Below are 16,358 nucleotides of genomic sequence, written 5' to 3' on the forward strand. Positions count from 1 at the left end.
GTCAAGGACCCCGACGTCCGTTACATTATGTCCAATCATTATATGATCGTAGCTTATCAAATAATGATAAGCAATGAAGGAGACTGAATGACAACGGAGTCCGACACATTCAACAGTCGAGCAGAAGCGTCGCTCCTCGAAGGAGTCCGTATCCTCGAGCTGGGCAACTTCATCGCTGCCCCATTCGCTTCTCGACTGCTCGCCGATTTCGGGGCAGAAGTGATCAAGATCGAAGCCCCGAAGATCGGTGATGAGCTCAGGAACTGGCGGCGCGAACGCGGCGACGTATCGATGATGTTCCGCACGCTTGGCCGCAATAAACAGTCGGTGACAATCGATCTGCGCACCGAGCGGGGGCAGGAGCTCGTCCGCCGACTCGTCGCCGAATCGGACGTGGTCATCGAAAACTTCCGGCCGGGCACACTTGAGAGATGGGGCCTCGGCGAAGAGGCGCTCAAAGCAGTCAACGGCGACATTGTCGTGGTGCGGATCTCTGGCTACGGTCAGACCGGGCCGTACAGAGACCGAGCAGGCTTCGGGGGAGTCGCCGAGGCGTTTGCTGGGCTGCGACACGTGACTGGTCATGCCGACCGTCCGGCGGTGCGTCCTGCTGCGCCGATCGGAGATGTCATGGCGGGTCTCTATGGTGCTCTCGGCGCAGTCATCCAACTGCTTGCGTTGAAGAGCGGACACGTATCGGATCGGGTCCGCGTGGTCGACGTTGCCCTTTACGAGGCGGTCTATTCGGCCATGGAATCCCTGATCCCCGATTACGACGCTTATGGGATGGTGCGAGAGCGGAGTGGAGCGAATCTGCCAGGCGTCGCCCCCAGTGGCAGCTACCCGACAGCTGATGGCCAGTCGGTGATGATCGCCGGCAACGCCGCCAAACCCTTCCGACAACTGATGCGTCTGTGTGGTCGTCCGGACCTCGCCGACGATCCAGCTCTGGCCGATGGAGGGGAACGCAGCCGACGCGAGGTCGAGCTCGACGAGATTGTCACCTCGTGGACGCTTGCACGAGGAGTCGCCGAAGCCGTCGACGAGTTGGCTGCTGCCGGAGTGCCTGCCGGTCCTGTCTACGACGCCCGGGGAATCTCCACGGACGCGCATTTTGCGGCTCGGGGAATGCTCAAGGAAATGGAAGTCAGCATCGAAGGGGAAACCACTGAGTCGATTCGCTTTCCAGGCGTGGTCCCGCGTATTCCAGGAGCAGAGGGGCAAATCAGGTGGGTGGGTCCCGAACTGGGCGAACACACCGAGTCGGTACTCTCAGGCGTGCTGGGGCTGACCGATGCCGAGAGAACCGAGCTCCGCACGGAAGGGGTGGTCTGAGGTGCGACCGGATATCAGCATCACCGACGTCGTTCTGCGCGACGGACTTCAGGATGAACCCACGATCACTTCAGTCGACGATCGGGCAGCGATCGCCGAGGCATTGGTCCACGCAGGAGTGCGGGATATCGAAGCCGCGTCATTCGTCAATCCCCGGAGGGTGCCGCAGATGTCAGGTGCCGAGTTACTCGCGGAAAGAGTGCTTCCAATTGCGGAGACCACATGGCGGGCGCTGGCGTTGAACGGCAAAGGCATCGCCCGCGCTGCATCAGCAGGTTTCACCGACATCACCCTCGTCGTCTCTGCCAGCGCCGAACACAGCCGGGCAAACGCCGGACGGAATCCTGCTGAAGCGATCGCCGACTTCGCTCCTGCTGTCGCTGCGCACCCGGCTGTCAGATTCAGCGGCGGAGTCTCCACGGCATTTGTGTGTCCCTTCGCGGGATCAATCCCCAGCCGCGCCGTCGTTGAGATCGCCGAAGCCTACGCGGACATCGGCATTGAACGCATCGGACTCGCTGACACCATCGGCACGGCCGAACCGGACGCCGTCGAATCAATCGTCAAACAGCTGAAACGGTCAATGCCGACTGCGGAGATCAGTCTGCATCTGCACAATGCCCATGGGCGGGCATTCGAAACAGTGGATCGGGCTATCGCCGCCGGGGTCAGACAGTTCGACTCCTCCACCGGAGGGTATGGTGGCTGCCCGTTCGCACCCGGAGCGCACGGCAATATCGCGACTGAAGACCTCGTCGCCCACCTCCATGAACTCGGGCTCTCGACGGATATCGATCTGGAGGGCGTGAACTTTGCGAAGAGTCTCATTGCCGAAGTCCTTGCACGGGGTACACCCGTTGCTGTCTGAACGAGACGTGTCTCCGTCCAAGTGAGTACACGTTCGGTCAAGCGAATACACGTCTAAAGACCGACCGCGACGCCATCTATTGGTCAACGAAAGGGACAACGATGTCCGAAATTCCGTCTACATCACAAGGTGACGGCACCTCTCAGGAGGACACCACCTCCACCGCAGAGAGTTTGCTGAACGATCCGACCACTTCGCCCGAAGGAGACAAGACAGCCGGCCGGAAACGAGATCTGTTTACGATCGCCGGAATGCCCTACCTGTATTTCGGAGCACTATTCATCACATTCCTCATCGCGGCGCTGACGAACAACCTGCCGGACAGCATGCTCGTCGGTTTCGGCATCACCGTCGTTCTCGGGGGACTGCTGATGATGATCGGTCAACTCGCGCCGAAGGTCCGCGATTTCGGCTTCCCAACTCTCCTATGCACGTTCGTACCGGCCATACTCATCTACTTCGGGTTGATGCCCCGATCAGTTCCTCCCGTTGTGACGAACTTCCTCGATGGCTATGGCTTTCTCGACTTCTTCGTCGTTGCAGTCATCGCAGGGTCGGTTTTGGGTATGCCGAGGACACTGCTGCTCACAGCGGGACCTAGGTTCCTCGTGCCGCTGCTCGGATGCATTGTTGTCACCTTTGTGGCCATCGGCGCGATCAGTGCGCTGCTCGGATTCGGATTCATCAAAGGGATCCTCTTCATCGCGGGGCCGATTATGGCCGGCGGCATCGGTGTCGGGGCTATCCCCATGTCTCAGATGTATGCGGCACAAACAGGGGCCGAAGCCTCTTCCTTCATGGCCGACCTCATGGCGGCCGTGGTGATAGGCAACGTCTTCTGCATCGTTTTCGCTGGGCTGCTCAACGGTATCGGACGCACCGGTAAACAGTGGTTCGTGGGGTTCAACGGTGAAGGGGAACTCATGCGAATTCAGGGTCGGCGCAATGAACTGACGCTGCCGAAGAAGAAGAGCGCGGCCACCTTTCAAAACCTCGGCATCGGAGTTGCGATCTCATCCGGGCTCTTCATCCTCGGAACTCTTCTCGGCGCCATCATGCCGTTTCTTCATCCCTACGCATGGACGATCATCGCAGCTGCGGCGATCAAGATCCTGGGGCTTTTCCCTCGTCAGCTGGAGGAAGCGAGCACCGACTGGGGAGATCTGATGACTTCTTACTTCCTCCCGGCGCTTCTCGTTGCGGTGAGCATCACCTACATCGACATCGACGAGGTCATCGGTGCGGTCACGGATCCGGTTTTCATGGGGCTGACTGTGCTTGCAGTCATCTGCTCTGGTCTCGTGGCCGGCTGCCTAGGCTGGCTTCTCAAGTTCAACTTCATCGAAGCCGCCGTCACACCGGGCTTGGTCATGGCGGACACCGGCGGCAGCGGTGATGTCTCGGTGCTCAGCGCAGCCGATCGCATCCACCTCATGCCCTTTGCTGCTCTGAGCACTCGTCTCGGTGGGGCTGTCAATCTGTTCCTGGTCTCGATGCTCGTTCCGTTCCTCAGCATGTGATCAGGGCCGGTGGGACGGTACCGTGACCTCGCAAAGGTCATCGTTGCATCTCACACGCAAAGGAGAAGGCCCGGAGCATCTATATGAAATGCTCCGGGCCTTCCTCCGAACTCAGGCTATACTCGACGCTCAGTCCGCGAGGGCCCTCACACAGCCCCTTCGACTGCGGCGGCAGCGGCCGAGCCGAAGCGCTCGGCCAGCGTGCCTTCGTGCCTCCGGCCGAGTTCGTCGAGGCCGATGGAGAAGTGGTCGACGATGTCGAGCGACGGATCGGGGTCGCCGGCATCGGTCATGCCGATGCGCACGAACGGGAACCGGCGAGCGGTGCACATGTCCTTGAACCGAACCTCTTCGGACCGCGGAACGGCGACGATCGCGCGGGCCGTCGACTCGGAGAACAGCGCGGTGAACACGTCGATGCCGTCGCGCTCGCACACCTCGTCGAGCCAGATGCGCGCGCCGGTGCCGTACCGCAGGCAGGATTCGACGAGCGCTTGGGACAGCCCGCCCTCGGAGAGGTCGTGCGCGGCGTCGATCATGCCGTCGCGCGAGCAGTTGATGAGGATCTCGCCGAGCTCCTTCTCCGTCTCCGGCTTGTACTGCGGAGGAACCCCGCCGAGGTGGCCGGCCGTGACGTCGGCCCACGCCGATCCGTCGAGCTCGGCGTCGGTGGTCCCGAGCAGATAGATGGTCTGGCCCGGTTCCTTCCAGCCGCTGGGGGTGGCGCGGGTGACGTCGTCGAAGACGCCGAGCACACCGACGACCGGGGTCGGGTGGATGGCCACGCCGCCGGTCTGGTTGTACAGGGAGACGTTGCCGCCGGTGACGGGGATGCCGAGGTCCTGGCACGCCTCGGCCAGCGCCTCAACGGACTGAGCGAACTGCCACATGATCTCCGGGTCCTCGGGGGAGCCGAAGTTGAGGCAGTCGGTGACCGCGCGGGGGATGGCCCCGGCAGTGGTGACGTTGCGGTAGGCCTCGGCCAGTGCCAGTTGCGCCCCACGGGCAGGATCGAGGTAGCCGTAGCGGCCGTTGGCATCGGTGGCGATGGCCACGCCGAGGCCGGTCTCCTCGTCCACGCGGACGACGCCGGCATCATCCGGGTACGCCTGTGCGGTGTTGCCCTGAACGTACTTGTCGTACTGCGAGGTGATCCACGACTTCGACGCGAGGTTCGGGGCACCCGCGAGCTCGAGCACGGTCGAACGCAGTTCATCGTCGGTCGACGCACGCGCCAGCCCGGCGGATTCGACGGTATTCGCAGCCACCTCGGCGGTCCATGAGGGCTCAACCATCGGACGGTTGTACACGGGGCCGTCGTGGGCGACCGAGCGCGGCGGCACATCGACGATGACGTCGCCGTGCCATTCGATGACGAGGCGATCGGTGTCGGTGACCTCGCCGAGCACGGAGGTCTCGACCTCCCACTTGCCGACGATGGCGAGGAACTCGTCGAGGCGGTCGGGTCGGACGACGGCCATCATCCGTTCCTGCGACTCCGACATGAGGATCTCCTCAGGGGTGAGCGTCTCATCGCGCAGGAGCACATCGTCGAGGGCGATGTGCATGCCGCCGTCGCCGTTCGACGCCAGCTCCGAGGTCGCACAGCTGATGCCGGCTGCGCCGAGGTCCTGGATGCCCTCGACGACACCGGCGTGGAACAGTTCGAGGCAGCATTCGATGAGCACCTTCTCGGCGAAGGGGTCACCGACCTGCACGGCCGGGCGCTTCGAGGGCTTCGTGTCGTCGAAGGACTCAGAAGCGAGGATCGAGGCTCCGCCGATGCCGTCGCCGCCGGTGCGGGCACCGAAGAGCACGACCTTGTTGCCGAGTCCCGAGGCGTTGGCCAGGCGAATGTCATCGTGTCGCATGACGCCGACGGCCAGAGCGTTGACCAGCGGGTTTCCCTGGTAGACGGAGTCGAAGACGGTCTCGCCGCCGATGTTCGGCAGACCCAGGGAGTTGCCGTAGTTGCTGATGCCGGCGACGACGCCGTGGACGACGCGGGCGGTGTCCGGGTGGTCGATGTCGCCGAAGCGCAGCTGATCCATCACCGCGACCGGGCGGGCGCCCATCGAGATGATGTCGCGCACGATCCCGCCCACACCCGTGGCCGCACCCTGATGGGGCTCGACGTAGCTGGGGTGGTTGTGGCTCTCGACTTTGAAGGTCACCGCCCAGCCGTCGCCGATGTCGACGACGCCGGCGTTTTCCCCGATGCCCACCAGCAGGTGCTTCTTCATGTCCTCGGTGACCTTGTCACCGAACTTCGACAAGTGGACCTTCGAGGACTTGTACGAGCAGTGCTCGGACCACATCACCGAATACATGGCCAATTCCGCCGAGGTGGGGCGGCGTCCGAGGATCGTCTTGATCTGCTCGTATTCGTCGGCCTTGAGGCCGAGGTCGGCGAAGGGATGTTCGACGTCGGGGTTCGCCGCAGCGAACTCGACCGTCTCCTTGACCTTCTTCGAAGCGTTCTGCACGGAATCGACCTCCGCGGATTCCGCGGAGTTGAGGTTTGACGTCATGTCCTCTTCGGGGCCCTTTCATACGACACGGCACTCGGGGCCAATCTTAGCCGGGGTCGCACCGACGGGGCGAAGCGCGTCCACGACGGGCCGCCTCGGCGAGGGTGGGAGGCGGTTCCCCGCTGGGAAGGGGGAGGATGTGCCCCACTTAGAATGGGAGTCATGGCAACTCCCAAGATCGTCCTGTTCTACGTCTTCACCCCGCTGCCCGACCCCGAAGCGGTCAAACTGTGGCAGCACGCCCTGACCGAGAGCCTCGGACTCAAAGGGCGCATCATCGTGTCCAAGGACGGCATCAACGCCACCGTCGGCGGGGATATCTTCGACGTCAAACAATACGTACGGGCGACGAAGTCCTATGCTCCGTTCAAAAAGGCCGACATCAAATGGTCGAACGGGCAGGGCGATGACTTCCCGCGGCTGAGCGTGAAGGTCCGCGACGAGCTCGTCACCTTCGGCAGCCCCGACGAGATCGCCGTGACCGAGGACGGCGTCCAAGGCGGCGGTCAGCACCTCAAGCCCGGGGCCCTGCACAAACTCATGGACGAACGCGGCGGCGACGTCGTCTTCTTCGACGGCCGCAACGCGATGGAAGCGCAGATCGGGAAGTTCCGCGACGCCATCGTCCCCGACACCGACACCACCCGCGACTTCATCGCCGAGATCGAATCCGGCAAGTACGACGACCTCAAGGACAAACCGGTCGTCACCTACTGCACCGGCGGAATCCGGTGCGAAGTGCTGTCCGTGCTCATGAAGAACCGAGGCTTCGAAGAGGTCTACCAGCTCGACGGCGGCATCGTCCGCTACGGTGAGACCTTCGGCAGCTCCGGCTACTGGGACGGCTCGCTCTACGTCTTCGACAAGCGGATGCACCTCGAATTCGGCGACGACGTCGAATCGATCGGCCACTGCGTGAGCTGCGGGACGACCACCCCGGAGTTCGTCAACTGTGCGAATCTCGCCTGCCGCAAGCAGTATCTGCGCTGCGCCGAGTGCACGGAGCAGCGGCTGCAGTCCTATTGCGTCGACTGCGTCGAGCAGGGGATCCCCGCCGAGGCGGCCGCCGGCTGACGCGGTCCCGCGCGGCTCGGCGGTCGCGAGAGTTGCCGCCAGCTTGGTGAACCTGCAGCAGCTCGGTCCATGCGCCAAGCCAGTGCAGGTTCACCAAGCTGGTGGTGGGATCAGCTCAGAAATCTCGTCTGATCTTGCCCTGGCCCCGCCGTGCTCAAGGCGTCGGCTCAGACCCTCCCCGAGGTGGTCGATGAGTGCGCTCACCCGCCGCGGAGTCAGCGCCGACTCCGGCACGAGCGCAAAGATGTCCGCCGGCGGGGTCTCCAGGTCCGGGAGCACTCTGACCAGGGTGCCCGCAGCGAGCATCGGGGCGACATGCCAGGTCGAGCGCATGATGAGTCCCAACCCGCGGGCGCACCAGTCGGTGACGACCTCCCCGTCATCGGCGCTCAGTGAGCCGTCGACCCGCACGATCTCACGGCCGTCGGCACCGAAGCGCCACAGCGCGTAGTCGTGCTGGTTCTCCCGCAGGACGATGCAGTTGTGCTCGTCGAGATCCGCAGTCGACTGGGGTGTGGCATGGTCCGCGAGGTAGGACGGTGCGGCGCAGACGACCCGACGATTGCGCGCCAGCCGCCTGACCTGGAGTCGGGAGTCCCGCAGCTCGCCGACCCGAATGGCGATGTCGAAGTCGGTGCGCGCGAGATCGAGCGGCAGCGATGTGAGCTGAAGGTCGACCTCGACCTCGGGATGCTCCTCGGTGAACGCGCCGAGAAGCGGAGCGATGTGGGTCCGGCCGAGTCCGCGCGTGCACTGTAGGGTGATCCGCCCCTTGAGCGTTCCGCGGCGTGCAGTGATGCTCTCTTCGAGATCGTGCCGACGTTCGAGCAGGCCCTGAGCTCCCTCGGCATACCGGCGACCTTCCTCCGTCAGTGACATCCGACGGGTGCTCCGTCGAATCAGCTGCACGCCGAGGCGGGTCTCCAGGTGGGAGAGGCGTTTGCTCACTGCGGACACCGACCGGCCCCAGGTCCGGGCCGCCTCGGTGAGGCTGCGGGCGCGGGCAAGGTGGTCGAAGAACTCGAGGTCGTCGATGGTCGAGAGGTCCATGTTTCTTCTTTCGTGTGACGAAAGACTGTCGGGTCTGATTCAGTCTATTCGCCGCGTTTGTTTCCCGATAGCGTGAGGTGCGGGGCGGACGAACGAGCCGCCGCCAGGCAAGGAGTGGATGATGCTGGACGAGGGATTCGTCGATTTCGATCTCGAGGTCAACGGAGTAAGGATCGCGGGGGCGATGTCTGCGGATGCCGACGCCACGGACGGAGCGGCGACCGCCACCACGGCCACCACCACGGCGGGGGAGAAGCCCGCGCTGCTTCTCCTCCATGGACACCCGGAGAACCATCTCATGTGGCACCGGGTCGCCCCACAGCTGATCGAGGAGCTCACGCTGGTCATGCCCGATCTGCGGGGGTACGGACGCTCGAGTCGGCCGGAATCCGGCGACGATCACTCCGCCTACAGCAATCGGATCATGGCCGCTGATGCCGTCGCGCTCATGGAGCGACTCGGCCATTCGTCGTTCGTCGTCTGCGGCCACGACCGCGGAGCCCGGGTCGCGGCGCGGATGGCCGCCGATCACCCGGATCGGGTACGCCGTGTCCTCCTGCTCGACGTCGCTCCGACGCTGCGGATGTACGAGAACACCACGCGCGCCTTCGCCGAGGCCTACTGGCACTGGTTCTTCCTCATCCAGCCGGCCCCGATGCCCGAGATGCTCATCGGCGCCGACGCGAAGGCCTACATCGAAGGGCTGATGGGTGCCAGGCATGCCGGTCTGGCCCCGTTCCCGCGGGAGGTGCTCGACTCGTATGCCGAGGGACTGCGCGGTGCCGACCGAGCACGCGGCATCTGCGAGGACTACCGCGCTTCGGCGGGCATCGACCTTGACCACGACCGCGCCGACATCGCCGCGGGACGACTGATCGAGCCCGAACTCCGCGTTCTCTGGGCTCGTCACGGCGTCATCGAACGCCTCTTCGATCCGCTGTCGCTGTGGGGCGAAGTGGCGCGCTCCGTGAGCGGACACGTCGTCGACTGCGGCCACTACCTGCCCGAAGAGGCCACCGCCGAGGTGGTCGCCGAGATCCGCTCCTTCCTCGGCTCCGCCGCCTGATCCGACATGCCCTGCTGGGCGTGCCGCTCTCCCGAACTCTCACCGCCCCGCCCACTCGCACCACCGACGCAACACGCTGACGAAAGAGGAATCCCATGACGACTACCCACAACATCGCTGTCATCGCCGGAGACGGAATCGGCCGAGAGGTCGTGCCCGAGGGCCTGCGCGTCCTCGAGGCCGCCGCCGAGGTCTACGACCTGTCGCTGAACACCGTCGAGTTCGACTTCGCCAACGCCGAGTACTACGCCGAGCACGGCACGATGATGCCCGAGGACTGGTTCGACCAGCTCAAGGACTTCGACGCGATCTTCTTCGGAGCCGTCGGCTGGCCCGACATCGTCCCCGACCATGTCTCCCTCTGGGGCAGCCTCCTCCAGTTCCGCCGCCAATTCGACCAGTACGTCAATCTTCGCCCGGTCAAACTCCTCGACGGCATGACCGGACCGCTGGCCGGACGGAGTGCAGGCGAAGTCGACTTCTACGTGGTCCGCGAGAACACCGAGGGCGAATACTCGAGCATCGGCGGCATGATCTTCGAAGGCACCGACCGCGAAACAGTCGTCCAAGAAACGGTCATGACGAAGACCGGCGTCGACCGCATCGTCGACTTCGCCTTCCGCCTCGCCGAGAGCCGCGATAAGAAGCACCTCACCTCGGCGACGAAGAGCAACGGCATCTCGATCACGATGCCGTACTGGGACCAGAGGGTCGAGACCGCCGCTGCGAACTACCCCGAGGTCGAGGTCGACAAGTTCCACATCGACATCCTGTGCGCGAACTTCGTGCTCCACCCGGACTGGTTCGACGTCGTTGTGGCGAGCAACCTCTTCGGCGACATCCTCTCCGACCTCGGGCCAGCCTGCACCGGAACGATCGGCATCGCCCCGAGCGCGAACATCAACCCGGAGAAGACCTTTCCCAGCCTGTTCGAACCCGTCCACGGATCAGCCCCCGACATCGCCGGCCGTGGAATTGCGAACCCACTCGGCCAGGTGTGGAGCGGAGCCCTGATGCTCGAGCATCTCGGGGAGACCCGGGCGGCCGCCGGCGTGCAGCAGGCCTTCGAGCATGTGCTCGCCGAAGGCAACCCCGATGTGGTCACCCCGGACCTCGGCGGACGCGGCACCACGGAAGCCCTGGGGAAGGCCGTCGCCGAGGCGGTCCGGACCCTGATCTGAGCCGTCCGGTAGGGGTGCGACCTCGCCTCCGTGCGGCGTTGCCGGGAGGCGGCGTTCGGACTGTGGGTGGCATGTGGTGGGTGTCACGTGGTGTGGGTGGGGTTTGGATTTGCGTGGGTGTCATTGCCTGGTCTAGAGTTATATCTCGTTGCCCCGCCGGAAACGAGGTTCCAAGAACAGAGTTTCCACCGGGCCTGACCAGGACAAACACGGTTTGTCGGGTGGTTGGGACGGATGGGGTGGCCAACAGAAACTGATACCCCCAGTGAACACGCTTGTGTGTGGTGATGGGTGTGTGTTTGTGGTTTGAGAATCCAATAGCGTGTTTGTTTGAACAAGTTGTGATGCCAGAACATTTATTTTCTGGTGAGACAATCACACGGCCAAGCATCTGTGTTCGCCCTGTGTGGGTGGTTCTTCGCCGAACCTCCCACAACATAGTGGGGTGAGCAGTTGTGGTGTTTGGTTGTTTTTTGGTCAACCTTCTCACCCCGTGAGGGGTTGGCTGTCTTGCTGGGATTCATTCGTACCATGATTTTTTATGGAGAGTTTGATCCTGGCTCAGGACGAACGCTGGCTGCGTGCTTAACACATGCAAGTCGAACGCTGAAGCCCGAAGCTTGCTTTGGGTGGATGAGTGGCGAACGGGTGAGTAACACGTGAGTAACCTGCCCCTGATTTCGGGATAAGCCTGGGAAACTGGGTCTAATACCGGATACGACCTTCCCTCGCATGAGGGTTGGTGGAAAGTTTTTCGATTGGGGATGGGCTCGCGGCCTATCAGCTTGTTGGTGGGGTAATGGCCTACCAAGGCGACGACGGGTAGCCGGCCTGAGAGGGCGACCGGCCACACTGGGACTGAGACACGGCCCAGACTCCTACGGGAGGCAGCAGTGGGGAATATTGCACAATGGGGGAAACCCTGATGCAGCGACGCAGCGTGCGGGATGACGGCCTTCGGGTTGTAAACCGCTTTCAGCAGGGAAGAAGCGGAAGTGACGGTACCTGCAGAAGAAGTACCGGCTAACTACGTGCCAGCAGCCGCGGTAATACGTAGGGTACGAGCGTTGTCCGGAATTATTGGGCGTAAAGAGCTCGTAGGTGGTTGGTCACGTCTGCTGTGGAAACGCAACGCTTAACGTTGCGCGTGCAGTGGGTACGGGCTGACTAGAGTGCAGTAGGGGAGTCTGGAATTCCTGGTGTAGCGGTGAAATGCGCAGATATCAGGAGGAACACCGGTGGCGAAGGCGGGACTCTGGGCTGTAACTGACACTGAGGAGCGAAAGCATGGGGAGCGAACAGGATTAGATACCCTGGTAGTCCATGCCGTAAACGTTGGGCACTAGGTGTGGGGGGCATTCCACGTTCTCCGCGCCGTAGCTAACGCATTAAGTGCCCCGCCTGGGGAGTACGGTCGCAAGGCTAAAACTCAAAGGAATTGACGGGGGCCCGCACAAGCGGCGGAGCATGCGGATTAATTCGATGCAACGCGAAGAACCTTACCAAGGCTTGACATACACTGGACCGTTCTGGAAACAGTTCTTCTCTTTGGAGCTGGTGTACAGGTGGTGCATGGTTGTCGTCAGCTCGTGTCGTGAGATGTTGGGTTAAGTCCCGCAACGAGCGCAACCCTCGTTCTATGTTGCCAGCACGTGATGGTGGGAACTCATAGGAGACTGCCGGGGTCAACTCGGAGGAAGGTGGGGATGACGTCAAATCATCATGCCCTTTATGTCTTGGGCTTCACGCATGCTACAATGGCTGGTACAGAGAGAGGCGAACCCGTGAGGGTGAGCGAATCCCTTAAAGCCAGTCTCAGTTCGGATCGTAGTCTGCAATTCGACTACGTGAAGTCGGAGTCGCTAGTAATCGCAGATCAGCAACGCTGCGGTGAATACGTTCCCGGGCCTTGTACACACCGCCCGTCAAGTCACGAAAGTCGGTAACACCCGAAGCCGGTGGCCCAACCCCTTGTGGGAGGGGGCCGTCTAAGGTGGGACTGGTGATTGGGACTAAGTCGTAACAAGGTAGCCGTACCGGAAGGTGCGGCTGGATCACCTCCTTTCTAAGGAGCGCACATCAGAACCCCAACGCGTGGCCCGTGCGTGGTCATGGTTGGGAGCTCAAGGGTGGAACATCACAACTCCCGCTCATCGGCTCAGCGTCGTCAAGGTATGTGCCTTGTGTGACGGTGGGGAACTGGTGGGCTAGAACGGGCACGTTATTGGGTCCTGGAATCACAAACCCCGACACTTCGGTGTTGGGTGTGGTTTCAACCAACAGGACCGACCCATACTGCAGGCAGCCACAATGGTGGTTGTGTTTGTGGGTGGTGTTTGGTAGTGGTTTGAGAATCGTATAGTGGACGCGAGCATCCATACCGCACACAGTGTGTGTGGTGTGATGTAATGTGATTTTCTTGTGATCATCGTAGAGTGATGAAATATTTTTTCGCGCACACGCATGCCAACCATCTTTTGATGGGGTGGGGTGAGTGTGTAAGAGCGCATGGTGGATGCCTTGGCATCAGGAGCCGATGAAGGACGTGGAAATCTGCGATAAGCCTCGGGGAGCCGATAAACGGGCGTTGATCCGAGGGTGTCCGAATGGGGAAACCCCGCCATCTGTGAGGGTGGTGACCCGTGTCTGAATATATAGGGCATGTGGGGGGAACGCGGGGAAGTGAAACATCTCAGTACCCGCAGGAAGAGAAAATAATAATGATTCCGGGAGTAGTGGCGAGCGAAACTGGATGAGCCTAAACCTTCGTAGTGTGAGAGCGTGCTGGTGTTGCTGCGTGGGTGTTGTGGGGTGTGCATGTTCTGGTTCAGCATGGCCGGGCTGTGTGAGTGTGTGGTGTAGTCGAACCTGGTGGGAAACAGGACCGGAGTGGGTGAGAGTCCCGTAGACGAAACACTGCTGCCGCATGGTGTGTAGATACCCGAGTAGCACGGAACTCGTGGAATTTCGTGTGAATCTGCCAGGACCACCTGGTAAGGCTAAATACTTCCTGATGACCGATAGCGGATGAGTACCGTGAGGGAATGGTGAAAAGTACCCCGGGAGGGGAGTGAAAGAGTACCTGAAACCATGTGCTTACAATCCGTCAGAGCAGCATCTTGATGGCTGTGATGGCGTGCCTTTTGAAGAATGAGCCTGCGAGTTAGCGGTGCGTGGCGAGGTTAACCCGTGTGGGGTAGCCGTAGCGAAAGCGAGTCCGAATAGGGCGTTACAGTCGCGTGTCCTAGACCCGAAGCGGAGTGATCTAGCCATGGGCAGGGTGAAGCGTGTGTAAGAGCGCGTGGAGGCCCGCACCCACTTCAGTTGAAAATGGAGGGGATGACCTGTGGTTAGGGGTGAAAGGCCAATCAAACTCTGTGATAGCTGGTTCTCCCCGAAATGCATTTAGGTGCAGCGTTGCGTGGTTCTTGCTGGAGGTAGAGCTACTGGATGGCTGATGGGCCCCACCGGGTTACTGACGTCAACTAAACTCCGAATGCCAGTCAAGGTTCAGCGTGGCAGTGAGACAGTGGGGGATAAGCTTCATTGTCGAGAGGGAAACAGCCCAGACCATCAACTAAGGCCCCTAAGCGTGTGCTCAGTGGGAAAGGATGTTCAGTTGCGAAGACAACCAGGAGGTTGGCTTAGAAGCAGCCATCCTTGAAAGAGTGCGTAATAGCTCACTGGTCAAGTGATTGAGCGCCGATAATGTAGCGGGGCTAAGTACACCGCCGAAGTTGTGGCAGCACCACGTATAACCGTAATGGTGTGGTGTTGGGTAGGGGAGCGTCGAGTCGCCGGTGAAGCTGCAGTGTGAACTAGTGGTGGAGGCGTCTCGAGTGAGAATGCAGGCATGAGTAGCGAAAGACGGGTGAGAAACCCGTCCACCGGATGACCAAGGGTTCCAGGGCTAGGCTAATCCGCCCTGGGTAAGTCGGGACCTAAGGCGAGGCCGACAGGCGTAGTCGATGGACAACCAGTTGATATTCTGGTACCGACACACAACCGACAGTACCAAAACACACGAAACTAACCCCCAAACTCCTCCTATGGGTCTTCGGATCTGTTGTTGGGGATGCTGGGGGGACCTGAGTGTGGAGTCGGTAAGCGTGAGGTGTGACGCAGAAAGGTAGCCAGGCCGTGCGATGGTAGTCACGGTCTAAGGTGGTAGCACGTGGGGGTAGGCAAATCCGTCCCCACACATGGTGTGAGAGCTGATGGGCGCCCCACATTTGGTGGGGTGATCTGGTGATCCTCTGCTGCCGAGAAAAGCATCGACGTGAGGGTGTGTGTTGCCCGTACCCTATAACCGACACAGGTGGTCGAGTAGAGAATACTAAGGTGATCGAGAGAATCGTGGTTAAGGAACTCGGCAAAATGCCCCCGTAACTTCGGGAGAAGGGGGACCATCCCGGTGAACCACCCTTTGCGGTGGGATGTGCTGGTGGTGGTCGCAGAGGCCAGAGAGAAGCGACTGTTTATTAAAAACACAGGTCCGTGCGAAGATGTAAGTCGATGTATACGGACTGACGCCTGCCCGGTGCTGGAAGGTTAAGAGGACCTGTTAACCCTTTTGTGGGTGAAGCGGAGAATTTAAGCCCCAGTAAACGGCGGTGGTAACTATAACCATCCTAAGGTAGCGAAATTCCTTGTCGGGTAAGTTCCGACCTGCACGAATGGCGTAACGACTTCTCTGCTGTCTCAACCACGAACTCGGCGAAATTGCATTACGAGTAAAGATGCTCGTTACGCGCAGCAGGACGGAAAGACCCCGAGACCTTCACTATAGTTTGGTATTGGGATTCGGTGTGGTTTGTGTAGGATAGGTGGGAGACAAGGATACTTGCACGCTAGTGTGGGTGGAGTCGATCGGTGAAATACCACTCTGACCATAGTGGATTCCTGAACTTCGGACCCTGATCGGGTTCAGGGACAGTGCCTGATGGGTAGTTTAACTGGGGCGGTTGCCTCCTAAAGAGTAACGGAGGCGCCCAAAGGTTCCCTCAGCCTGGTTGGCAATCAGGTGTCGAGTGTAAGTGCACAAGGGAGCTTGACTGTGAGACGGACGTGTCGAGCAGGAGCGAAAGCTGGGACTAGTGACCCGGCCATGGCTTGTGGAAGCGTGGTCGCTCAACGGATAAAAGGTACCTCGGGGATAACAGGCTGATCTTGCCCAAGAGTCCATATCGACGGCATGGTTTGGCACCTCGATGTCGGCTCGTCGCATCCTGGGGCTGGAGTCGGTCCCAAGGGTTGGGCTGTTCGCCCATTAAAGCGGTACGCGAGCTGGGTTTAGAACGTCGTGAGACAGTTCGGTCCCTATCCGCTGCGTGCGTAGGAAATTTGTGGAGGTCTGTCCTTAGTACGAGAGGACCGGGACGGACGAACCTCTGGTGTGCCAGTTGTTCCGCCAGGAGCATGGCTGGTTGGCTACGTTCGGGATGGATAACCGCTGAAAGCATCTAAGCGGGAAGCCTGCTCCGAGATGAGATTTCCAACTGTCCTTTGAGGCAGGGGAGGTGTCCTATAGATGATGGGGTTGATAGGCCGGGTATGGAAGCGCAGTAATGTGTGGAGTTGACTGGTACTAATACACCGATCACTCACTCAACCAACAAAATTGTGGTTGGTGTGTGTGCGAGTTTTGTTGCTCTGAGCTGGTTGCTTGAGAATCCGCGTTCGCTCTTGTGGGTGTGCGTGTGTTGTGTCGATGGGTGTTCGCGTTCGCTGTGC

Annotated in this window: 8 protein-coding genes and 2 rRNA genes; 8 read left to right on the top strand and 2 right to left on the bottom strand. The window is 61.0% G+C overall.

The window, feature by feature from the left end; genetic code table 11:
- Positions 1-87: 87 nt before the first annotated feature.
- The 3 genes from GUY23_RS03680 to GUY23_RS03690 all read left to right on the top strand — a co-directional run bounded on the left by GUY23_RS03680 (position 88) and on the right by GUY23_RS03690 (position 3,723).
- Positions 88-1,335, top strand: a complete 1,248-nt coding sequence (locus GUY23_RS03680; RefSeq protein WP_166969847.1) for a CaiB/BaiF CoA transferase family protein — start codon at positions 88-90, stop codon at positions 1,333-1,335.
- Between the two features lies 1 nt (position 1,336).
- Positions 1,337-2,203 (top strand): hydroxymethylglutaryl-CoA lyase, encoded by an 867-nt coding sequence (locus tag GUY23_RS03685; protein WP_228282721.1) that lies wholly within the window; start codon positions 1,337-1,339, stop codon positions 2,201-2,203.
- A 101-nt stretch (positions 2,204-2,304) separates the two neighbouring features.
- Complete coding sequence (locus GUY23_RS03690; RefSeq protein ID WP_228282723.1) at positions 2,305-3,723, top strand: 2-hydroxycarboxylate transporter family protein; 1,419 nt, start codon at positions 2,305-2,307, stop codon at positions 3,721-3,723.
- Between the two features lie 146 nt (positions 3,724-3,869).
- Here GUY23_RS03690 and purL read toward each other — a convergent pair whose 3' ends face one another.
- Complete coding sequence (gene purL / locus GUY23_RS03695) at positions 3,870-6,254, bottom strand: phosphoribosylformylglycinamidine synthase subunit PurL (RefSeq protein WP_208085462.1); 2,385 nt, start codon at positions 6,252-6,254, stop codon at positions 3,870-3,872.
- 162 nt (positions 6,255-6,416) lie between these two features.
- On the opposite strand from purL, the gene trhO reads away from it, so the two are divergent.
- Complete coding sequence (trhO, locus tag GUY23_RS03700) at positions 6,417-7,328, top strand: oxygen-dependent tRNA uridine(34) hydroxylase TrhO (RefSeq protein WP_166969851.1); 912 nt, start codon at positions 6,417-6,419, stop codon at positions 7,326-7,328.
- Between the two features lie 90 nt (positions 7,329-7,418).
- Here the strand turns inward: trhO and GUY23_RS03705 are convergent, their stop codons facing one another.
- A complete protein-coding gene (locus tag GUY23_RS03705; protein ID WP_166969853.1) occupies positions 7,419-8,378 on the bottom strand; it encodes a LysR family transcriptional regulator in 960 nt (319 codons plus the stop codon).
- Positions 8,379-8,496: 118 nt separating this feature from the next.
- On the opposite strand from GUY23_RS03705, the gene GUY23_RS03710 reads away from it, so the two are divergent.
- From GUY23_RS03710 to GUY23_RS03725, 4 genes are all read left to right on the top strand, one after another.
- A complete protein-coding gene (locus GUY23_RS03710; protein ID WP_208085463.1) occupies positions 8,497-9,444 on the top strand; it encodes an alpha/beta fold hydrolase in 948 nt (315 codons plus the stop codon).
- Between the two features lie 95 nt (positions 9,445-9,539).
- Entirely contained in the window at positions 9,540-10,625 is a 1,086-nt protein-coding gene (locus GUY23_RS03715; protein ID WP_166969855.1) for a tartrate dehydrogenase, read from the top strand.
- Between the two features lie 538 nt (positions 10,626-11,163).
- Positions 11,164-12,690 (top strand): 16S ribosomal RNA (locus tag GUY23_RS03720).
- Positions 12,691-13,113: 423 nt separating this feature from the next.
- A 23S ribosomal RNA gene (locus GUY23_RS03725) occupies positions 13,114-16,236 on the top strand.
- The 16S and 23S rRNA genes sit together here, the layout of an rRNA operon.
- Positions 16,237-16,358 lie beyond the last annotated feature (122 nt).

It is taken from the genome of Brevibacterium atlanticum (assembly GCF_011617245.1).
GTDB lineage: Bacteria > Actinomycetota > Actinomycetes > Actinomycetales > Brevibacteriaceae > Brevibacterium > Brevibacterium atlanticum.

Bases quoted from the DNA above. Each gene is read 5' to 3' on its own strand.
- GUY23_RS03705 (WP_166969853.1), bottom strand. From the start codon at position 8,378: ATGGACCTCTCGACCATCGACGACCTCGAGTTCTTCGACCACCTTGCC.
- GUY23_RS03715 (WP_166969855.1), top strand. From the start codon at position 9,540: ATGACGACTACCCACAACATCGCTGTCATCGCCGGAGACGGAATCGGC.
- GUY23_RS03710 (WP_208085463.1), top strand. From the start codon at position 8,497: ATGATGCTGGACGAGGGATTCGTCGATTTCGATCTCGAGGTCAACGGA.
- purL (WP_208085462.1), bottom strand. From the start codon at position 6,254: ATGACGTCAAACCTCAACTCCGCGGAATCCGCGGAGGTCGATTCCGTG.
- trhO (WP_166969851.1), top strand. From the start codon at position 6,417: ATGGCAACTCCCAAGATCGTCCTGTTCTACGTCTTCACCCCGCTGCCC.
- GUY23_RS03680 (WP_166969847.1), top strand. From the start codon at position 88: ATGACAACGGAGTCCGACACATTCAACAGTCGAGCAGAAGCGTCGCTC.
- GUY23_RS03690 (WP_228282723.1), top strand. From the start codon at position 2,305: ATGTCCGAAATTCCGTCTACATCACAAGGTGACGGCACCTCTCAGGAG.